This is a genomic window from Seleniivibrio woodruffii (assembly GCF_004339245.1).
Lineage (GTDB): Bacteria > Chrysiogenota > Deferribacteres > Deferribacterales > Geovibrionaceae > Seleniivibrio > Seleniivibrio woodruffii.
On the sequence record NZ_SMGG01000006.1, the window covers coordinates 193380 to 214767 of the forward strand.

Annotated in this window: 20 protein-coding genes; 11 read left to right on the plus strand and 9 right to left on the minus strand. The window is 48.7% G+C overall.

Annotated elements, in window-relative coordinates; all coding sequences use genetic code 11:
* Window positions 1-24: 24 nt before the first annotated feature.
* Genes C8D98_RS11915 through C8D98_RS14015 form a run of 4 tightly spaced genes read right to left on the minus strand, consistent with a single transcriptional unit; the run spans window position 25 to window position 3333 of the window.
* A complete protein-coding gene (locus C8D98_RS11915) occupies window positions 25-1317 on the minus strand; it encodes a nickel-dependent lactate racemase family protein (RefSeq protein WP_132874385.1) in 1293 nt (430 codons plus the stop codon).
* Window positions 1277-2266: a GTP 3',8-cyclase MoaA gene (gene moaA, locus C8D98_RS11920; protein ID WP_132874386.1), complete on the minus strand. Its 990-nt coding sequence runs from the start codon at window positions 2264-2266 to the stop codon at window positions 1277-1279. Before moaA ends, C8D98_RS11915 begins: the two co-directional genes overlap by 41 nt.
* Window positions 2253-3023, minus strand: a complete 771-nt coding sequence (gene tatC, locus C8D98_RS11925) for a twin-arginine translocase subunit TatC (protein ID WP_132874387.1) — start codon at window positions 3021-3023, stop codon at window positions 2253-2255. The genes moaA and tatC overlap by 14 nt, the downstream gene beginning before the upstream one ends.
* Window positions 3016-3333 (minus strand): Sec-independent protein translocase subunit TatA/TatB, encoded by a 318-nt coding sequence (locus C8D98_RS14015; RefSeq protein ID WP_132874388.1) that lies wholly within the window; start codon window positions 3331-3333, stop codon window positions 3016-3018. The genes tatC and C8D98_RS14015 overlap by 8 nt, the downstream gene beginning before the upstream one ends.
* A 99-nt stretch (window positions 3334-3432) precedes the next feature.
* Between C8D98_RS14015 and C8D98_RS11935 the strand changes: the two genes are divergently transcribed.
* The 10 genes from C8D98_RS11935 to C8D98_RS11980 all read left to right on the plus strand — a co-directional run bounded on the left by C8D98_RS11935 (window position 3433) and on the right by C8D98_RS11980 (window position 14489).
* A complete protein-coding gene (locus tag C8D98_RS11935; protein WP_132874389.1) occupies window positions 3433-4098 on the plus strand; it encodes a JAB domain-containing protein in 666 nt (221 codons plus the stop codon).
* A complete protein-coding gene (locus tag C8D98_RS11940) occupies window positions 4095-4982 on the plus strand; it encodes a complex I NDUFA9 subunit family protein (protein WP_132874390.1) in 888 nt (295 codons plus the stop codon). Before C8D98_RS11935 ends, C8D98_RS11940 begins: the two co-directional genes overlap by 4 nt.
* Window positions 4983-5082: 100 nt before the next feature.
* Window positions 5083-5496 (plus strand): nucleoside-diphosphate kinase, encoded by a 414-nt coding sequence (gene ndk / locus C8D98_RS11945; protein ID WP_132874498.1) that lies wholly within the window; start codon window positions 5083-5085, stop codon window positions 5494-5496.
* Window positions 5497-5691: 195 nt separating this feature from the next.
* Entirely contained in the window at window positions 5692-7068 is a 1377-nt protein-coding gene (gene thrC / locus C8D98_RS11950) for a threonine synthase (RefSeq protein WP_132874391.1), read from the plus strand.
* The gene (gene queA, locus C8D98_RS11955) at window positions 7052-8077 is read left to right on the plus strand and encodes a tRNA preQ1(34) S-adenosylmethionine ribosyltransferase-isomerase QueA (RefSeq protein WP_132874392.1); all 1026 of its coding nucleotides are present in this window, start codon (window positions 7052-7054) and stop codon (window positions 8075-8077) included. The genes thrC and queA overlap by 17 nt, the downstream gene beginning before the upstream one ends.
* A 218-nt stretch (window positions 8078-8295) precedes the next feature.
* Window positions 8296-9405 carry a tRNA guanosine(34) transglycosylase Tgt gene (tgt, locus tag C8D98_RS11960; RefSeq protein ID WP_132874393.1) on the plus strand — a complete coding sequence of 370 codons (1110 nt, stop codon included), beginning with the start codon at window positions 8296-8298 and terminating at the stop codon, window positions 9403-9405.
* A complete protein-coding gene (gene yajC, locus C8D98_RS11965; RefSeq protein ID WP_132874394.1) occupies window positions 9406-9729 on the plus strand; it encodes a preprotein translocase subunit YajC in 324 nt (107 codons plus the stop codon). It begins immediately after the preceding gene.
* 2 nt (window positions 9730-9731) lie between these two features.
* Window positions 9732-11276 carry a protein translocase subunit SecD gene (gene secD / locus C8D98_RS11970; protein WP_132874395.1) on the plus strand — a complete coding sequence of 515 codons (1545 nt, stop codon included), beginning with the start codon at window positions 9732-9734 and terminating at the stop codon, window positions 11274-11276.
* A 12-nt stretch (window positions 11277-11288) separates the two neighbouring features.
* Complete coding sequence (gene secF, locus C8D98_RS11975) at window positions 11289-12182, plus strand: protein translocase subunit SecF (RefSeq protein ID WP_132874396.1); 894 nt, start codon at window positions 11289-11291, stop codon at window positions 12180-12182.
* A 93-nt stretch (window positions 12183-12275) separates the two neighbouring features.
* A complete protein-coding gene (locus C8D98_RS11980; RefSeq protein ID WP_132874397.1) occupies window positions 12276-14489 on the plus strand; it encodes an ATP-binding protein in 2214 nt (737 codons plus the stop codon).
* On the opposite strand, the gene C8D98_RS11985 is transcribed toward C8D98_RS11980, so the two are convergent.
* From C8D98_RS11985 to C8D98_RS11995, 3 genes are all read right to left on the minus strand, one after another.
* Window positions 14476-16452 carry a PAS domain-containing sensor histidine kinase gene (locus C8D98_RS11985; protein ID WP_132874398.1) on the minus strand — a complete coding sequence of 659 codons (1977 nt, stop codon included), beginning with the start codon at window positions 16450-16452 and terminating at the stop codon, window positions 14476-14478. The genes C8D98_RS11980 and C8D98_RS11985 overlap by 14 nt on opposite strands.
* 120 nt (window positions 16453-16572) lie before the next feature.
* On the minus strand, window positions 16573-17052 hold the full coding sequence (locus C8D98_RS11990; protein WP_132874399.1) for a bifunctional nuclease family protein: 480 nt from the start codon (window positions 17050-17052) through the stop codon (window positions 16573-16575).
* A 174-nt stretch (window positions 17053-17226) separates the two neighbouring features.
* A complete protein-coding gene (locus C8D98_RS11995; RefSeq protein ID WP_165871318.1) occupies window positions 17227-17703 on the minus strand; it encodes a TlpA family protein disulfide reductase in 477 nt (158 codons plus the stop codon).
* A 140-nt stretch (window positions 17704-17843) separates the two neighbouring features.
* Between C8D98_RS11995 and C8D98_RS12000 the strand changes: the two genes are divergently transcribed.
* Window positions 17844-18080, plus strand: a complete 237-nt coding sequence (locus tag C8D98_RS12000; protein WP_132874401.1) for a metal-sensing transcriptional repressor — start codon at window positions 17844-17846, stop codon at window positions 18078-18080.
* A gap of 123 nt (window positions 18081-18203) precedes the next feature.
* Here the strand turns inward: C8D98_RS12000 and C8D98_RS12005 are convergent, their stop codons facing one another.
* Window positions 18204-19844 (minus strand): hypothetical protein, encoded by a 1641-nt coding sequence (locus C8D98_RS12005; protein ID WP_132874402.1) that lies wholly within the window; start codon window positions 19842-19844, stop codon window positions 18204-18206.
* Between the two features lie 93 nt (window positions 19845-19937).
* Window positions 19938-21302 carry a helix-turn-helix domain-containing protein gene (locus C8D98_RS14020; RefSeq protein ID WP_132874403.1) on the minus strand — a complete coding sequence of 455 codons (1365 nt, stop codon included), beginning with the start codon at window positions 21300-21302 and terminating at the stop codon, window positions 19938-19940.
* Window positions 21303-21388: the final 86 nt, after the last annotated feature.

Below are 21388 nucleotides of genomic sequence, written 5' to 3' on the forward strand. Positions count from 1 at the left end.
GACGCTCAGAGTGACGAAATCCCATTATTTAACGAACAGGTCGGCGGGATAGGGAACAAAGCCGATGTTGTCCGAGCTGTCGGCAAGTCTGCGGATTGCGGAGAGGTCGGCGAGCTTTTTAAAGCCCATCCTCTCGCAGTCATATTCAGAAAAATCCGAATACAGAAACACTTCGTAGCGTTCCAGATTCGATTTCAGGTTGAAAGCCGTCTGGCGGTTTATCTTATAGTCGTGTATCAGCCCGTTCAGCATATCCGAGCTGAGCTTAACATCGAAAAAGTCCTCAAAAAACTTGTTGCCGTATCCGTCCGGACACTGGGCGAAAAAGACAATCCGTCCGCCCTCCGAAACCAGCGGAAGAACCCTGTCCAGATATTTTTGTGACTGTATCATATTGATATCTTTCGGGTAGCCGCCTGCGCTCACCAGAAGCAGATCAAATTTTTTCTCAGGTTCATAAAGGCAGTAGGAATCCAGTCTGCTGCACGCCTCCAGATGTGAAAGGAAAAGGTCGCCGCAGACCATGTCCGCAATTTCCCCCTCCTCTGTCAGGATGGTGTTCACCGCATAAAAGTTATGTCCGGCTCTGGCTATCATAACAGATTCCACCAGATCATCGTGGACGGGATTGTTTTTCAGATTGCCTGTGACGGCATATTCGTGTCTCTGCTTTTTTACCGGATCAATGGCCAGCTTATGGTTGGCCGTTATTGCCTTGTGACCGCCTATCCCCGGAAAAATGAGCTTTCTTCCGCCGCCGTAGCCTGCGAAATAGTGATAGCTGACGGAACCGATGGTTATTATTGTGTCGTGCTCCCTGTATGCCTTGTTCAGAAGCACGGTGGTCTTGCGCTTGGTTATGCCGTAAAAGTCCATGTCGGCATAATTTTCGCTGTCGTGGCGAAGGATATTGCCTGAATACTCTTCGTATATCTCAGAGGTCATTATCTTTCTGAGTTCAGCCTCAGTGGGCTGTCTGTGGGTTCCCACAGCGATTATGAAATTAAGGGTTTTGCCCTTCTGTTTTGCGTACGCAGTGATATTGGGCAGGAATTTCTCCGCACCGGACTTGCGGGTGGCATCCGGAAGGATCACCAGAATCTTCTGTGCTTCGTCGATGACATCGTAAAGGCAGGGGCTCATCACCCCTTCGGATACGAGAACTTCCTCGATCTGGGCATCCGTCATGGGAAACATCCGTTTCTCAGGTTTAACGACGGCGGCAGGTTTGCCGAGGAAGACATCTATATGAGAGTTTCCGCAGGGGATGCGGAAATTATCCTCCGATCTTTGACATTGTCCGTTTAAATCCCTCATCACGCTTCTCCGAAAGCAGATGGTGCTCCTTCTCTTTCAGGTTCAGACCTTTGATAATCTCCTGAATCACAGCCTCTTTGTTTCCGCTGCGGATGACGGGAAGAAGGTCTATCTCGGCATCAGAAAGCAGGCAGGGGCGGAGTTTTCCGTCCGCTGTGATGCGCAGTTTGTCGCAGTCGGAGCAAAAGTGGTTCGAGATGGGCGTTATGATGCCTATCTTTGCGCCGTTTGACAGTCTGTAGTTAACAGCAGGACCTGAAAGTTTCTCTTTTTGTATCTGCTCGTATGTATATTTGGTTCCGATAATATCCAGAATCTCTTTTCCGGTGATGGTTCCTGTGTCCTTCCACTCCTCAAAGTTACCCACGGGCATGAACTCGATGAAGCGGACGTTTATGTCGTTTTCAACTGCGAACTCGCAGAAGTCCAGAATCTCATCATGGTTAAAGTTGCGGATGGCCACCGTGTTGGTCTTAACACCAAGCCCTATGCTTTTCGCATATTTGATGCCGGCCAGGATCTGCGCCATGCCGAATCCGCCTGTGATGGAGGAGTAACGCTCCTCTTTCAGCGAATCCAGACTGACGTTTATACGTTTTATCCCGGCGGCTTTGATGCTGTCGGCATGCTTCTTCAGCAGAGAGCCGTTTGTGGTGAGGGTAACCTCTTCGATGCCGGGGAGTTTGCCCACCTTTTCCAGAAAAATATCGACTCCCCGCCTCACCAGCGGTTCGCCTCCGGTCACCCGCACCTTGCGGACACCCAGAGCAACAAAAGCCTCCACCGCAAGCATCATCTCTTCATAAGACAGGATGTCGGGATGGGGAATAACATTAAAATCGTGTATCGGCATGCAGTATTTGCAGCGGAAGTTGCACCTGTCGGTGATGGATATCCGCAGATATCTTATCTCCCTGCCGAATTTATCTTTTATATCAGGCGTAGACATCTTCTTCTTTTATAACCCTTTTGCGTCCGAAGAGTTTTGCAACCCTGACGCTTACTTCGTACAGTATTATCATGGGGCAGGCCATCATCATCTGCGAGAAAACATCAGGCGGAGTCAGAATGGCGGCGATAATAAATATTCCCAGATAAGAGTACTTTCTGTATTTATTCATCATATGCGAAGTGACAAATCCCATCTTTGCAAGGAAAAAGGTGAACACGGGCATTTCGAAAACCAGTCCGAACGCCAGCACCATCTTAACAAAGAAATCAAGATATTCCTGAAGCGAAAGAGTGGCAGTTATGTTGCCGCCCTGCGCATAGGTCAGGAAGAATTTGAAACCGAAGGGGAAAGCACCGTAATATGCGAATGCCGCACCGCCCACAAAGAGCAGAGAAGCAAAAACCACGAATGACACCACATATTTTTTCTCCTGAGCATAAAGCCCGGGAGCAATGAATTTCCAGAGTTCATAAAAAACGAACGGCATACCGAAGAACAGAGCAACCATCGCACAGAGTTTAAGCTCAACGAAGAATCCCTCGGTAAGCTTAATCATTGAGAGTGTTGCATGCTCCGGCAGAGCCTTGATAAGCGGAGCCGTGACAAAATCCATAAAAAACTGACTCTGGTTATAGACCACGCAGAAGATCAACAGCAGAATAATGGCGACCCGGATGAGCCTTTTTCTCAGCTCCTCCAGATGGGTCATAAGCGGCAGTTTGGCTTCAACACCTGTTTCTTTCTCGTTAGGCATCCTGCTTCTTCTCCTGTGTTTTCACTGGTTCGGCATCAACCGTAACGGACTGCGCTTTAACCTCTGAGGGTTCGTCTTTAACTGTATCCTTGTAGTGCTCTTCATAAACTTTCTGAGCTGCGGTGGGTTTGGGCTTGTCCACCTCGTCGATACCGACGTTTACAGCGTCTTTAAACTCATTCATATACTTACGGAATTCTCCGTAACCCTTGCCCAGTCCCTTGGCTATCTCGGGCAATTTTTTAGGACCGACCACCACTAAAGCGATGGCAAGAATCAATATAATTTCACCAAATCCAAGTCCAAACATTGTCCTCACCTCCCAAATGATAATATTAAATTGACGGCAAAATGCAAGAAAGGTTTTCCTTCATTTACACATTTAACCTGATTATGATATATTTACATTATGAAAGAGCACTATACCGGACACAGAAAGAGGCTTAAAGACAGGTTTGCAAAAGAGCCTGAATCCCTCTATGATTATGAAATTGTCGAACTCCTTCTGGGATACGTCATCAGGGGAAGGGATGTTAAGCCGCAGGCCAAGGCGCTCATTGAAAAGGCCGGAGGCATAAGCGGCGTTGCCGGATACGGTATGGCAGACGTTGACGGGCTGGGTGATGAGGCGAAACTCTTTTTCTCCGTTCTGAAGGAACTCTATGCCAGAATAGGCTACGAGGATATGGAACAGGAGGCCATCACCATCGACAAGCCGGAAAAAGCGGCGTCTTTCCTCCGTTTCCGAATAGGCTATGAGCAGAAGGAGCAGTTCTTCGCACTGTTCATGGACGTTAACAAAAAACTGCTTGGTTATAAAAACTTTTTCAAAGGCACAATAGACAGGCTTTCGGTCTATCCCAGAGAGATAGCCGAAGAAGCCCTGAAAAAGAAGGCCAGTTTCGTTGTAGTTGCACATAACCATCCCTCGGGCAACCTGAACCCGTCCGAGGATGATATAATACTTACTGACAAGCTCATAAAGGCTCTGGGAGCCCTTGATATTGTTATGGCGGATCATATTATTGTCAGCAGGACCGGATTTTTCAGCTTTAAAAAGGAGCATGTGATATGAAAAAGGTTCTTATAACGGGTGCAACCGGATTTGTCGGAAATGCGGTCATAGAATCGCTGAACAGACACGGATACGTTCCTTATGCGCTGGTCCGCAGAGGCAGCGAAGGCAAACTGAAACATCCGGCTGTAGAGCTTTACGGCGACGTGCTGAAACCTGACACACTGAAAAAAGCCATGCACGGAATGGACGCCGTCATCCACCTCGTGGGTATAATCCGTGAGCAGCCTTCAAAATGGATAACATTTGAGAATATGCACACCAGGGCATCGGAGAACGTTGCCTCTGCCGCTGCGGAATGCGGAGTAAAAAGGTTCATCCATATGTCGGCGAACGGAACCCGTGAGAATGCCGTCAGCATGTATCACATCACAAAATGCAGGGGCGAATCCGCCGTTATGACAAAAAATCTGGACTATACCATCTTCCGTCCGTCACTCATATTCGGACAGAGGGACGCATTCATAAACATGCTGGCGGATTACATGAAAAAAACTCCGGTCTTCAGCTACTTCGGCGATGGTTCATACCCAATGCAGCCTGTGTATGTGCGGGATGTTGCGGACTGCTTCGTAAAAGCCATCGACAATTCAGAAACCGTCGGCAAAACTTTCGGACTTTGCGGGCCGGAAGTTTTCACATATAAACAGCTTCTTCAGGTGATAAGCAGAGCGCTGGGCAAGCACCATATCCTGCTCCCTGTTCCTGAAATTTTCATAAAAACGGCCATAGGCATGTTCGGAAAGGCCGAATGGTTCCCCATCACAAAAGATCAGTTCATAATGCTGAAAGAGGGGAACGTCTGCTCCGACGACAGCGCATTCAGAATTCTGGGGGTCGAAAGACACAGGCTGGAAGAGACTGTGCGCAGCTATCTGAAATAAGATCGCTTTTTTGCAGGTCGCCCAAAAAAAATTGCATATATCCTTAACTTGTGATAGAGCATACATGCACAATTAAAACAAACGAACAAGAGGATCAATGATGGAAAGAACATTCGCAATCATCAAACCCGATGCAACTGCAAAAGGCTTTGCCGGAGCAATCATCAGCAGAATTGAAAAAGAGGGCTTCAAAATAGTAGGTCTCAAGAAAATGCACATGACAAAGGCTGAGGCTGAAGGCTTCTACGCTGTTCATGCCGCACGTCCCTTCTTCAACGACCTGACAAACTTTATGTGCAGCGCCCCCTGCATCGTTATGGTTCTTGAGAAAGACGGCGCTATCAAAGCATGGCGTGACCTTATGGGATCTACAAACCCCAAAGACGCCGCTGAAGGCACACTGAGAAAAGAGTTCGGCGAAAGCATCGACAACAACGCAACTCACGGCTCAGACGCTCCCGAAACAGCTGCACAGGAGATAGCTTACTTCTTCTCTCAGCTTGAACTTGTTTAATAACTGAATCCAAAACGAATATAAACGGGGGCTGATTGCCCGCCTTGCAGGAAATTTAATGTAAATCCCTCCAAACCTCCCTTTATTTAAGGGAGGCTTAAAACTCCCTCCTTTAACAAAGGAGGGTCGGGGTGGATTTTCATTCCTTCTTCGGGCGGGTACACTGCCCCCTGTTTTTTCAGAAAGAGGCTACGGATGAAATATATCAGCACAAGAGGAAAAACTGCACCGGTCGGTTTCAAGGATGCCGTGATGATGGGTCTGGCGGAGGACGGAGGGCTTCTGCTCCCCGAATCCATCCCTGCCCTGACAAAAGACGAACTGGCGGCGATGGCAAAAATGACGTACCCCGAACTTGCCTATGCCGTGCTCAGCAAATTTGCTGACGACATCCCTGAAAATGACCTTAAAGAGCTGATAAACAAAAGCTATGCCTCGTTTGAAACTCCGGAGGTGGCTCCCGTTGTCAAAAAGGGCGAAGTCTTCATTCAGGAGCTGTTCCACGGCCCCACTTTCGCCTTTAAAGACGTTGCACTTCAGCTTCTCGGCAATCTTTTCGAGTACATTCTGAAAGAGCGCAACGAAAAGCTGAACATCATCGGCGCAACCAGCGGCGACACAGGATCTGCGGCTATCTACGGCGTACGTGGAAAAGACAATATAAATATTTTCATCCTCCATCCCGAAGGCAGGGTCAGCCGTGTGCAGAAGATGCAGATGACCTCCGTCACCGACGACAACGTTTTCAACATCGCAGTGAACGGCACTTTCGACGACTGTCAGGACATAGTTAAAGAGATTTTCGCCGACGTTGAGTTCAAAAAGCAGAACAAGCTCGGCGCAGTGAACTCCATCAACTGGGCAAGGGTTCTGGCGCAGGTGGTCTACTACTTTTACGGATACTTCCGTGCGGTGGAGAAAGGTGCGGAAAAAGTCCGCTTCGTTGTGCCCACAGGAAACTTCGGCAACATCTTCGCAGGCTATTTCGCAACCAGAATGGGACTTAAAATAGACAAGCTCATCCTCGCCACCAACGAGAACAACATCCTGTCACGCTTCATAAACAGCGGCGACTACAGCATAAAAGAGGTTGTGATAACACACAGCCCCAGCATGGACATCCAGATAGCATCCAACTTCGAAAGGTTTTTATATTACCTTTATAATGAGAACAGCTCCAAAGTTGTCGAAAAGATGGCCGAGCTGAAATCCACAGGTAAAATAACTTTCACAGACAAAGAGATAGAGGACACCCAGAAACTGTTCGGAACGTTCAGCACGTCCAACATGCTCACTGAAACCGTAATTCAGTATTTCTACAACACATTCAAATATATCCTCGACCCCCACACTGCGTGCGGCGTTGCGGCAGCGCTTGAGTTTCATGATGCGAACTACGTCTGCCTGTCCACAGCACATCCGGCAAAGTTCCCTGAGGTGGCAAAGAAGGCGGCAGGAGTTTCACCTGTAGTACCTGCCGGAATATCGAAGCTGGAGAATCTGGAGAAAAAGTGCATCCTGATGGACTGCGACACCGCAAAGGTAAAAAAGTATCTTGCAGACAACATCTAAGACTCCGGTCTCCGCATACGACTTTCATCTGCCAGAAGAGCTGATAGCTCAGTCTCCGGCGGCGGACAGAGGAACATCCAGACTTCTGCGCATTACCCGGTCGGATGGCGGCATAAAAGACGGCACGTTCACGGATATTGTTGGTCTGATAGATGATTCCTGCTTTCTGGTGGTCAACTCCACCAGAGTTATGAAGGCTCGTCTTTATGGCCGGAAGCCCACGGGCGGCATGGTTGAGATTCTTGTTCTGGAGAAACTTGAGGACAATTTCTGTCTCTGCCTGACAAAAGGCAATGTAAAAACCGGAACAATACTGAATTTTCCTGACGCTTCGGCTGTCATTGAACAGATGCGGGAGGACGGAACACGTCTCATCCGTTTCAGCGAAGAGCCGTCGGATGTTATGAACCGCCACGGTCACATCCCCCTGCCACCCTATATCCGCAGGGAGGACACTCAGGACGACGCATCCAGATATCAGACTGTATACTCGGCCGACGAGGCATCGGTTGCGGCTCCCACAGCGGGACTGCACTTCACTCAGGAGATTCTGGACAGGCTGAAAGCCAAAGGGGTTCAGATTCTTGAGCTGTCGCTGAACATAGGCATAGGGACTTTCAGACCCGTCAAGGCGGACTATCTGGAAGACCACGACATGCACACCGAGAAGTATTTCATATCGGCGGACACCGCCGCAGAGATAAACAGACTGAAAGCCGGAGGCAAAAAGCTGGTTGCCGTGGGAACCACCGCAGTAAGAGCTTTGGAATCGGCATCAGCGGGCGGACAGGTCAGAGCCGGATACGGCGAGACCGACCTTTTTATAAAGCCAGGCTACAGTTTCAGGGTGATCGACAGGCTGATAACCAACTTTCACCTGCCGAAATCCACACTTCTGGTGCTGGTGACCATGTTTGCCGGCTACGACCTTACCATGCAGGCTTACGCACACGCCGTTGAGAACGGATACCGCTTCTTCTCCTACGGCGATGCGATGTTTATTGAATAGATTATTTGTTGTCATCCTGAGGCTTACGCCGAAGGATCTCACCTCAGAGATTCTTCACTGCGTTCAGAATGACCTTTTTGTTGAATAGAATAGATTTGGAAGACTGCTTCGTCATGTCATTCCTCGCAGTGACGTTTGCTGTTCGTCATATTAGAATAGAATGTTGCTGTCATCCTGAGGCCTAAGCCTCAGAATGACAAAATATATAAAGGACACAGATGTTTTCATTCAGACTTGAAGAGACGGATAACAGAGCCAGAACAGGCACAATAACTACCCCCCACGGGATAATCGAAACACCCATCTTCATGCCCGTCGGCACGGTGGGTTCGGTAAAGACAATCAGCCCGCAGGAACTGGACGACATGGGCGCCCAGATAATCCTCGGCAACACCTATCACCTGCACCTGCGCCCCGGAGACGAAGTGGTCGCTAAATTCGGCGGACTGGCGAAGTTCAATTCGTGGCATAAACCCACGCTCACCGACAGCGGCGGATTTCAGGTGTTCAGCCTTGCCGAAATGAACAAGATAACCGATGAGGGGGTTCATTTCCGCAGTCACCTTGACGGAAGCAAGCTGTTTCTTAACCCTGAGCGTTCAATAGAGATCCAGCAGAATATCGGTGCGGATATTATGATGGCGTTCGACGAGTGCGTTTCTCTGCCCGCAGAGAAAGAATACGTAAGAAAATCCATAGAGCGCACCTACCGCTGGGCTGTCAGAAGCCGTGCGGCAAAAACAAACGGACATCAGGCACTTTTCGGCATCATTCAGGGCGGAACCGACCTTGACCTGCGCCGGATAAGCGCCGAGCAGATAACATCAATAGACTTTGAAGGGTTCGCCATAGGCGGGCTTTCAGTTGGCGAGGAGATTCCCCTCATGTATGAGACCACCTCCTTCACCACGGAATATATGCCCAAGGACAAACCCAGATATCTCATGGGTGTGGGCACGCCGCAGGATCTTCTGCACGGCATAAAGTACGGGGTCGATATGTTCGACTGCGTAATGCCCACCAGAAACGCAAGAAACGCAATGCTCTTCACCTCCGCAGGCAAACTGCACATAAAGAACAAGCAGTGGGAGCTTTCCGACGAGCCTGTGGATGCCGAGTGCAGCTGCTACACTTGCCGTAATTTCAGCAGGGGATATCTGCGCCATCTTCACAAGGCGGGAGAATATCTTGGACTTCGTCTTAACAGTATTCACAACCTACATTTCTATCTTTCACTTGTAAAACGTGCCAGAAATGCTATAAAGTTAGGGATTTACGATAAATTCATGAATGAAACGCTCGAAAAAATGAGCACAGGAGGACTATAAATGTTCAATAGTATCGCTTACGCAGCAGATGCAGCAGCACCCGCACAGGGAAGCCCTTTTGCCCCCATGCTGATGATGGTTGTCATCTTCGGTATCTTCTATTTTCTGCTTATCAGACCCCAGCAGAAAAAACAGAAAGAGCATATTAACATGCTCAACGCCATTAAAGCTGGTGACGAGATAATCACCGGCGGCGGTATCTATTGCAAGGTGACAAAAGTTCTCGACAACAACACATTCCTCGTTGAAATTGCTGACGGTGTTACCGTTAAAATGAGCAAAAACGGAATCGCACAGAAAGTTACCGAACAGGAGAATAAATAAGTATGAACCTGAAAGTCCGCTGGGCAGTAATTATAATTGTTCTCGGCTGGTCGCTTTTCTCAATGTTTCCGCTGGACAAAAAGATCAACCTTGGTCTTGACCTTCAGGGGGGTATGCACGTTGTTCTCGGTGTTGACACAGAAAAGGCGGTTGACGCCAAGATCGACAGCACCGTTGTTCAGCTTCGAAAAGAGCTTGCAGCTGAAAAGATAAACTTTAATTTCGTACAGAAAGCAAGCGGCGGGAAGATAAACATAGCTCTGAAAGCCCCCGCCGATTACAAAAAAGCACAGGATATCATTAAAAAGAACTATCCTAACCTTCAGAACGTGACCATCTCCGATGCGAACACCCTCTCTTTCATCTTCGATGCGAAGTATGTTAAAGAGATCAAGGATTCCGCAGTGGAGCAGTCGCTTGAAGTTGTGCGCAACAGGGTTGACCAGTTCGGCGTTTCCGAACCCATCATCCAGAGACAGGGCATCAATCAGGTAGTTGTTCAGCTCCCCGGAATCACTGATCCCGAAAGAGCTATCAACCTCATCGGAAAGACAGCTCAGCTCAGATTCCACATAGTGGACGACACCGTTTCCCAGAAAGATGCGGACAGCGGCAACATCCCCTTTGATGACGTCATCCTCTATCAGAAACATGAAGACCCCGCCACAGGCGCAGTCAGCAGAGTTCCCTATGTGCTCAAGCAGGAAGTTGTGCTCACCGGAGACTATCTGACAGACGCTCAGGTCAGCCTTTCAAACACATACGGCCAGCCCGTTGTCGAGTTTAAACTCGATGCCGCAGGCAGCAAGCTGTTTGAAGAGCTCACAGGCGAAAACATCGGCAAGCGCATGGCCATCGTCCTTGACGACAACGTATACAGCGCTCCCGTTATCAAATCAAAAATCCCCGGCGGTTCAGCATACATCGACGGTATGTCGAACATGCAGGAGGCAAAGGATCTGGCCATCGTTCTTCGTGCCGGTTCTCTGCCCGCCCCCGTTAAGATCGAAGAGAACAGAACAGTCGGACCCTCTCTGGGTCAGGACTCCATCAAAGCCGGCATCAACGCATGCATCATAGGCTTTGTTCTCATCGTTGCTTTCATGGGCGTATATTACAGACTCAGCGGCTGGGTTGCAAACCTTGCACTGTTCACCAACTTCGTAATAATTCTCGGAGTAATGGCGCAGTTCGGCGCAACGCTCACCATGCCCGGTATTGCAGGTATCATCCTGACAGTGGGTATGGCCATCGATGCGAACGTGCTTATCTTCGAGCGTGTGCGAGAGGAACTGAGACAGGGCAGAACACCCATGAACGCTATGGAGCGCGGATACGATAAGGCATTCTCTTCCATCATAGATGCCCACGTCACCAACATCGTATCAGCAGTGGTGCTTTACCAGTTCGGTACGGGACCAATCAAAGGCTTCGCAGTGACACTGGCCATCGGTATCATAGCGTCCCTTTTCACGGCTATCTTTGTAACCCGTGTGATCTTCTGGTCATACATGGGCAGAAAAGAAGTCAAATCACTTAGCATATAGTGGAGGGGCGAAATGTTTGAACTGATTAAACAGGGTACAAAAATTGACTTCATGGGAAAGGCGTATATTTTCTTCGCCATTTCCGGATTTTTTATACTCATAAGCCTCGGTCTCATTTTTACAAAGGGATTTACATACGGCATCGACTTCGCAGGCGGTACTGTTTTTCAGGTTGAGTTTGAAAAAACCCCCAATCTGGATACAATCCGCAATGTTATGAACAAGGCGAACGTCGGCGAGGCCGTAATTCAGAACTTCGGTTCCGACAGGGATGTTCTCATCCGTGTTGAAAAGAACGACGAGGATCTTAAAAGGGTCAGCGAATCCATCGAAAACGGTCTTACTCAGGAAATGAAAGACAATAAGTTTCAGGTGGTGCGTGTTGAGCAGGTGGGCCCGCAGGTGGGTAAGGATCTGAAGAAAATGGCGTTCAACGCCGTTATCTACTCCATAATCGCCGTTCTTATATACGTCGCTGTCAGGTTCCAGTTTGTTTTCGCTTCTGCGGCGATAATAGCCCTTGTACACGACGTTATCATCACTCTCGGATTCTTCAGCCTTCTGGGCAAAGAGATAAGCATTTCGGTCATTGCTGCGGTTCTCACTCTGGTGGGTTATTCGCTTAACGACACCATCGTTATCTTCGACCGTATCAGAGAGAAGATGCGTGAGGACAAAGAGGGCAAGATATCGCTCAGAGACCTTATGAACAACAGTATCAACGAAACACTGAGCCGTACGATAATAACGTCTTTCCTGACGTTCCTTTCTGTTATAGCTCTGTATTTCTTCGGCGGAGAGGTTATCAACGGCTTCTCATTCGCACTCATGGTGGGTATCATCGTCGGATCATACTCCTCTATCGCCTGTGCGAGCGCACTCATTTACGTTATCAAGAAAAAATAACTCTTTACGGGGCTTGTGATCTATTCACACGCCCCGTTTCTTTTCTCTCCATTTTCATTTGATTAGTCAAAGTTTAAAGGGCTATACTGTGTAATGATAAACAATCAGGGCGTCCAGCACCGCATCTTCATATATGTCAGTGTGGTTCTTATTACACTATGCGTCATTTTCGCATTCATCAATATTACTGTAAGATATTTCGAATACAGAAACGACATCACCCGCCAGAGCTATCTGGTTGAAAACAACCACAGGCTTCTGGCGTCACGTCTTTCGGGGGTTTTGAAATCAAACCTGACCCGTGCGGCGGCCGACCATGAGCTTCTGGAGGCCGTTGAAACCGGAAATATGCCGCTGTTGTCAGGCAGAATGTCTGTCCATTCAAACGCCATGGACATAGAGTTTCCGGATGATGTCTTCGTTTACAGGGTGATATCCTCCGACGGCAAGACGCTGTTTTCCGGAGGCAAGCTCGACCGATGCCAGAGCAGATATTCAAAGGCCGTAACAAACGCTCTGAACAGCATCTCCGCCAGCACCTCATACGAGCTTTGCGGCAGACAGATGATGCAGTTCTCCGCTATACCCATATACTCTGACGGAGGCATCATAGCCGCTGTGGAACTGGGAACCTCACTGTCTTTCTACGGAAGGGGCATGGAGCAGTCCACCGGCTACAGCATGGCTGTTCTTTTGGAAAAGGACAACCTGAAACCCGAAGGGATGCAGTCATACGGAAGATACTATCTTATGCCAGAGGGGAACATGTCCATGTTCCGCAGGATATTCGATTCTGCCAGGGGCAGCATAGACAAACTGCCGGAGACGATGCATGTGGGCGACGTTCACTACAGGGTTCTGGACGATATCCGCTTTTACAGCGGCACAGGACAGGAACTGGGCAGGTTTGTGTATGCAAAGGACGTGACCTCCTCCGTATCATCCATCCTGACCTACACGCTCAACACAATCTTCATAACGCTCTTCTTCTGCGTGGCCTCGCTGGTTATCATCGGCATAGGTTTCAGCAGAACGGTCGGCACTCTGGAAAAATCCCACACCGACACCATAAACAGGCTGGCCGTCAACGAACGGAAGTATCGTGAATATATCGACAACTCACCCATGTCCATCTTTACGGCCAACGATTCGAAGATGTTCATTGAGACCAACAAGCGTTTCTGCGAAGTTCTGGGTGCGGAAAAGAGAGACGTAACAGGTCACACCTTCTACGACTTCATGACCGAAGACAACAGAGCGGAAATAAACAAATTCTATTCAATAGCCATGCACGAGGGGAGCAATTCCGGAATACTGCACATAGTCACCCGCAGGGGCAAGGAGATAGCCCTGATGGCGAAGGCTGTCAAAATTGACGAGTCCTCCCTGCTGTTCAACTGCCTTAACATAACCGACAACATAGCTATGGAAAAACGGCTCAGAGAGCTTAATCTGGAGCTTGAGAACGTCAACAGGAACCTGCAGATACGCATTGAGGATGAGGTTGAGAAGAACCGGAGACAGTCTCACGTTCTGGCAGAGCAGAAAAAATTCGCCGACATGGCCATGATGATGAGCGCAATCGCCCATCAGTGGCGTCAGCCTCTGAACGCTCTGGGGCTTATGATACAGACCATGCCCGACACCCTCGGCATTGACGAAAACTCAGAAGGCTACGTCAGATTTGAAGAGACCGCCATGGAACTGGTCGGAAACATGTCAAACACCATCGACAACTTCCGCCTTTTCTTCGAAACCGGAGCGAACAAGGAACCTTTCAACGTGATAGAGGAGCTTAAGAACACCTACTCCGTGATGGCTGTCAGACTGGCATCACACAACATAAAGACCCGTTTCATGTGCCGCAGGGAGGAGGATATGCACTTCTCGCCCTGTCAGAACTGCGGGTTATGCCACGAGATAAATCTGTTCGGTTCCGCCGGAGAGTTCCGCCAGATGGTGGTGAACATCTTCAACAACAGCTTTGAGGCAATAAACGACAGGATGGGAAAAATTCCAGGCATGGAGGGGAGCATTACGGTTAACATCGTCTGTTCCGACACAAGGGTGACCGTAAGTATTGAAGACAACGGAACAGGAATAGCCCCCGAGCTTATCGGCCGGATATTCGAGCCGTATTTCAGTACAAAAAACGATGCGAACTCCTCCGGAATAGGCCTTTACATGGTAAAAGTGCTCACCGAGCAGAGCATGGGCGGAAAAGTGGCGGCATTTAACAACCATCTGGGCGGACTTACCGTCGTGATGGATTTTACACTCTACAAAGGTGATTCTAAGCAGGCTTAACAGGCAGACTTATAAAAAAGCATACCCCGTTCTCGGTATTCTCGAAGAAGATCCTGCCGTTCATATAGTTTTCCACAATATTCTTGGTAAGATACAGACCTATCCCCGTCCCCTTGCCTTCGCCCTTTGTGGTGAAATAGGGATGGAAGATGCGCTCGGCAACGTATGCAGGAATAGGCTTTCCGTTGTTGAATATGCCTATCTCGATCCTGTCCTCTTTCATGCCGATGCTGACGCTGATTATCTTCTCAAGGCATTCGTTGCTCTCAAACTCTTCCTGAACTGCGTCCACCGCATTCTGAAGTATGTTTATGAAGCCCTGCTTGAACTCGTCCCTGTATCCCTCCACTCTCGCTTCATTATAGCGGCAGCGAAGCTGGTCGACATATTCGCCGCAGTCCATAAAGTTGTCTCCGCAGACGCAGGAGGCTCTGAAGGTTATGCCCAGATAGGCCATTTTCGCTTCATATATTTTCAGGATATCCCTTACCTCAAGCATTACGTTGAATGTTATCAGCTTACTCTCAGGTTTGAAGAAATCTCCGAAGTTATCGATTGTGGACGAAAGCCCGCATATAATGTTCATGCAGGTAGTCTCGAATCCGTTTATGTATTCGCTGTCCAGAAGACCGTCCCTGTGGGTCTGGCTGACATCCTGAACATACAGCCCCAAAGCGTTCAGCGGCTGACGCCAGTGGTGGGCAATGGCGCTCACCATGTTTCCGAGATCCGCCAGTTTTTTCTGGTTGAATATCATCTGTTCATACTTTCTGTTCTTCTCCGTCTCCTTCTGAATGGTTTCGTGGAGGGTGGAGTTTATGTTCTGAAGCTCCAGAGTCTTTTTGTGCAGTTCGGTTATGTCCCGGCAGATGCCCATGACTCCCTTCAACTCGCCGTCGGCTCCGCAGAAGGGGAATTTAACTGTGAGCATCAGTCTTTTTCTGCCGTCCTTGAACTGAACCCACTCCTCGTTCTGCCGCTTCTGCATCATGGCAAGGGTGACTCTGTCGTTGGCGATATACTCATCGGCAACGCTCTTTTCAAATATTTCGTGGTCGGTTTTGCCCATCAGCTCGCTTTGAGACATACCCGCAAGCTCTTCAAAGGCCTTGTTGCATCCCATGTACCGACCGTCGGTCCCCTTGAAGAACACCAGATCGTCAATGGCGTTGAAAAGGGAGTTTATAAGCCCCGACTGCCTGTTTATCTCATCCTGAATTAACTTCTGTTCGGTTATATCTCTGCCCAGAACAACGATGCCTTTGCGCTTTGTCTTCTCCTCATCGTAATAAAGAGGAACCTTGATAACATCAAAAATTCTCGGCGTACCGTCAGGTTTGGGGATAAGTTCCTCCTCTCTGCTCATGACACCGCTCTGCCATGTCCTCTCGTCGGAATCCGCACACCAGAGGAAAGATTCCCTGTATACCGGAAGGGTGCTCTCGGCCAGTTCCAGTTCATCCTTGCCGACAAAATCCACATCCTGAAGGGAGAATATCTCCAGATTGCTCCTGTTGGCCTCAAGCCATCTGCCCTTGCTGTCCTTAAAACAGATAAGGTCGGGTGTTGCGTTTATAAGTGTTTTAAGCTGTTCCTGCTTCTGTTTCAGAGTTTCATAGGCTGTCCGCATGGAAGTGTCGTCACGGACTATTATGGCAAGCTCTGTGCCCGAAGCCACAGCCTCCACATGGAACCCCCTGCCGAAAGACGGCACGAAGTGATATACCTTTGTGGTGAGTGCATCTTTTACAAGAATGGGAAAATCTGACGTGAAAAAAGGGCAGCTGAGGTCTCCCAGACGTTTGTTGAGCATCTGATCTTTAATGCAGCCTGTAATTTTGAGAAATGAGTCATTGACATCGGCGACAACAGCAGATTCAAAATCGGGCGAACCGTCTGTGTTGAAGAAGACACAGCCGAAATATGCCTTCTGAATTATTTGCCCAAGGAGACTTTTTAGCATTAGGCAGACCCCGAAAATAATAAGATGTTACATAATCTAATTATACACACACAAATAGGGTCTGAGCAAATCTTTGTTAAGAAAGATTAAAAAAATCTAATTATTTTTATTTAGTATACTTTAAGTGTTCCAGAACAGGCTGTCCTGATTATCGATAAGTGTTCCGAGGATCTTGTTGTCGTCCTCGTTTATGTGTGTCCTGTCGACACAGCAGGCGGGGCAGAGGATGTCGTCCTCAACATACACCGGAACGCCCATTCTGAGCGCAAGGGTTATGCCGTCTGAGGGGCGGCAGTCGATACGCTTTTCAGATTTATTGCATATAACGTATATGCTGGCTTTGTAATTTCCGTTCTCATATCTGTCAACAACCACACGGTCGATGTTCGCATCGTCGATGCTGTCGAGTATGCGGGCGATGAATTCATATGTCATGGGTCTGGGGGTGTTTATTCTGTTCAGAACGCAGTAGATGGATTCAGCTTCGAAATCCCCCACGTTGACGGGGATAAGATAATGTCCGCAAAGTGTTTCGAGAAGAAGCACATATCTGGAAGTGAGGGGTTCTCTGATAACGCACTTGACCGTTGTCTCTATCATTTAGGGAGCCTCCGCAATCTGTTCATCTTTCGCAAAAATAAAATTGGTTCATGTTTAACTAATTCCTGCACGGGTCAATCCGTGTATCGTTCACTCACCCGCCCTATTTAAACGGCGGTTCTTCATTGATAAAAATAGATTGGCCGATAATAAAATCAATGGCAAATCTGCGTTTTATTTCAATTTAGTGGCGATATATTCCAGCTGTGTCGGGGAAAGGGGGCCTTCGACCCTTTCGAACAGTTGTCCGTCCGGTTTGAAGATGAAAGAGGCCGGAATGGTGTATATGTTCATTTCCATGCCGAGGTTTGAATCCGCATGGAAAACGGGATAGGTTATCTTGTGTTCGTCCACAAACTTCTGGGCATCCTCAAGGGTTTTGTCGACAGATATGCCCACGATAACAAAGTCATCGCCTTTATATTTTTCGTATGCCTCAATAAAATCCGGAGTCTCCTTTATGCAGGGGGGGCACCATGAGCCGAAAAAGTTAACGATTATCGCTTTGCCCGCATACTGCTTCTTAAGCTCGTCCACAAATCCCTTTGAAACGGTGGTGACCTTGTTTGCGGAACCTTCCGATTCCTTTTTGCTGCCGAAACAGCCGGACATGAGAACAACGGTGAGAAGCAGAAGTATCAGTTTTTTCATTTCATCCTCCAGATGCGCAGGCATGGCCTTTTCCCCATGCCTCTACGAATATGCATTTTGCGATATATTCCGTCAAGGATTTTCGCTGTACCTTTGTTTTTTTGATTGACATATCCTATCCTACAGGATAGGATACTCGCATGGAACAGAAGGCTAACGAAGAAATTGTTAAAAGACTTCAAAGAGCTAACGGTCATTTGTCTAAAGTTATCGAAATGATAATGGAGGGGGATGCCGATATTGACGTTGCCCAGCAGATGCAGGCCGTATCAAAGGCGGTTATAAACGCCAAGAACCTCTACATCCGCAACAGCATCGATTCAAGACTGGAAGGTTCCGCAGCCAGAGATCTGGCTGAGCTTTCTAAATTTTTATAAAGTTTTTCAAAGGTCTGTGGATGCTGCGAACTCCACAGACATGTGCTCATATCATACCTCGATAAAAAAAGCGGGCTTTCACACCCGCTTTTTTCAATCAGCCCCAAGGGCAAAGTTGTATCATCAGGGAATTTTTACTCCGCTGACGTTATAGGGTATTCCGTATACCAGATATCCGCTTATCGATATTACTCCGGTTATGCTTCCGGAAAATCTGAGATATTCACCGCTGCTTGAACCGTAGGCATCCATTGTCGCTGAATCGAACACAAAGTAGCCCGCCGCAGCTGTTGAATATATTATCGGCGTGCCTGAGTCTGTCTGCCAGATCCTTATTACGGCTGTCATGCCTGTGGCATCGGGGTTGGATTCGGGATTGGCAACACTCATGGTCACGTTGTAATAGCCCAGTATGTCTCCTATGGTCAAAGGTACGTCGCTGTCATTTTCACCGGGATCCGTGCTCGGGTCTTCATCGACCTCACCGTCGTCGTCACCGCCTGTGTCTCCTCCCGAATCATCTCCTCCGGTGTCACCCCCGGTGTCGCCTCCGGTATCCCCCTCTCCGGGATCTTCGCCGCCGGTATCTCCGCCTTCATCATCAGTGTCGTCGGCAGGAACCACTCCCGCAAGAAGGTCGTCCATTATTGCGCTGATCTCATCAAAACTGATGTCAAAGCCTTCCTCTATAAGCTCCGCAAGGCTTTCCGCAGTGGTTTCCAGAGTCTCCTCATCGACTTCGAACCCCTGCTGTTTCAGCTCGTTCACAACAGTTTGCAGTGTTCTTCCGTCCAGAGGTATCTCTGTTATATCTATTGCCGAAGGAGCGCCGTTCTCCCACTTTATAAGTCCGCCCAGGATCTTGCCGTCATTAACAAAATCCAGAATGGTATCACCGAGATATGAAAGCTGTTCGCCTGTCTCCGCAGGGTTGAAGGTCATGAGTCCCACAACGGAAGAGAGCGGCCCCAGTTTCTCTTTTATGTCGTTAAAACCTATCGTGACCCTGTTGTTCTCTCCCAGAATTATGGTGCTTGAAGTTGCGCCGATATCCACCAGAGTATCAGCTCCGCCTACTATTATGCCCCCTGCTGTCATAAGGGATGTTGATCCCCCTGCAAGAGCACCAAGACTGCCGCCTGTGGATATCACTCCCGCAACGAACAGTCCTGTTTTGCAGACTGTTTTGGTTGCCATTGCCGCCTTCATCAGATTGTCATACATCTCCGCATCGGCTTCGGCATCGGAATTTATTATCTGTTTCGCAAGTTCAAGCTGTTCGTTGGCCTGCTGTGCGTCCACACCCAGCTGTGCCGCCAGACCTCTTATCTTCTTGCCCGCCGGATATGCATCGAAACTGCCTATAAGCTCCTCTGCCCAGTCCTGAGGCGACTGCTCAGCCCTTGAGGCTATCCGCTTTTTCTCTTTCGCCTCAACTGCGGCGGCTATGGCTTCGGCTTTCCCTGCCGTTGCTTCGGCCTGCGCCCATGCGGCCAGTGCATCGTCTATCAGGGTTTTAAGCTCTTCCCTGTCCGCATTTGAAAAGTCGTATGTTATGAATTTCTCTGTTTTCAGTCTCGCCAGAACGTACTGACGAACGGCTATCGCTCCGGCCTTTTCCGCCGCCGCTCTGTCTCCGCTCACCTGAGGAAGGGAGACACTCTGCTTTGTTGCAGGCTCGGCTGTGCCGGAGCCCCCTCCGCATCCCGAAAGGATGAAAACGGAGATAAGACCGCTTAATGCCAATATCAAAACCCTTCTCATGTCGGCCACCTCTTTTCTTCAAGTGTAGAAGATTAAAGCCGCAAAAGCATCATCCGGAAGGCTGAAATTGAGTAGTACTAAAGTATGAAACGGTTATTTCTGACGGTTTGACAGGAGGATACTGATCAGCTCCGCACGGGTTGCCACACCGAACTTTGAAAAGATATTCCGGACATGAGACTTCACCGTGCTCTCGCTTATGAAGAGGGAATCCGCAATGGCCTTGTTTGATTTTCCTGAGAGAATGAGAGGAAGCACCTCCTGCTCCCTTGCTGTGAGGGGTTCCGGAGGGGTTATCACAGGTGTTTCGTCTGCTGTTTCATCCATAAGATATGCGTGGTTTCTAAGCCTGCGAACAAGCACCGTGTTCACAAGAGGGAGCATTGCCAGAGTAACGCACACAACAGACAGGGCTATCACCGCCACCTCCGAATCGGGAAATTCCGCCGAGGTTATCGCCATCCCCGCCGCACCTCCTGTCAGAATGCCCAGAACGTTTGCGGACAGGTTTATCCCGAAAGTTTTCGCAGGGTTTTCAGTATGCTCCATCATCTCGCCTATGATGCTCCACCAGAACAGATCGAATATGCCGCAGGCTCCCAGCATAAGAGTGTTCACCGCCAGATAGTCGGCAACTCCCCTGCCCAGAACCATAAACAGTATGAACGACAGAATTATAAGCCCCATGCCGATATAGAGCACCACAAACCTTTTAACCCTGTCGGGCAGGTTGCGCATTATAAGCAGTGCACCGATGTAGGGAACCGACCAGTACCAGCTTGTAAGGGAGGAAAGATGCCCGAATGCGGGGTTCATCACCTGATACATAAGACCTGAGTTGATGGTGATTATGAAGACGAAAAGAAAAAGAACTACCATAGGTTTTCTCGTATCCCACACAGGCGCAGGTCTTTTTTCAGAGAGAACCTGCTCAGCCGGAAGCCGCCTGATAAGCAGCATACCCGACCCCACAAAAATCAGCGACAGAACCAGTCCGGCATAGTGTGAAACCTGGACGGCAGTGATATTTATTATTATCATCAGCAAATTTGAAAATATGAGCACATCTGCACATGTTTTTATGCGTCTGTTTGCAGGTGTGAACGCTTTAAGAAAATAGCCCCATGCGGCAACTGCACATCCGGAGGCGTATCCCCCTGCGGCCAGTGCGGCGATCCAGAGAAAATTCGGCGGAAAGAAAAAGGGAACGGTTATGATGAAACAGACGGCCATTCCCGCAAGAACGGTGCGCTTTGCCTGATTAAGACTGCGGACGAAAAAACCGCAGGAGACCAGTCCTGCGAAATGCGCAATTATTGCAATAATTACATACCGGCCTTCATATGCGCCGTGATATTCCATGACGCTGTAAAGCACCCTCCCCTCAAAGAGAAAGGACAGCAGATATGAAAAAACAAGGGAAAAACCGGCCACAGAAACCACTCTGCTGTTGAACATTTAACCCTCTTTTCAGATTCGCAGAAATATACAACAGTAGTTTAGCGGCTATATGAACCTTAGTCAAAACAAAATGAAACCAGTGT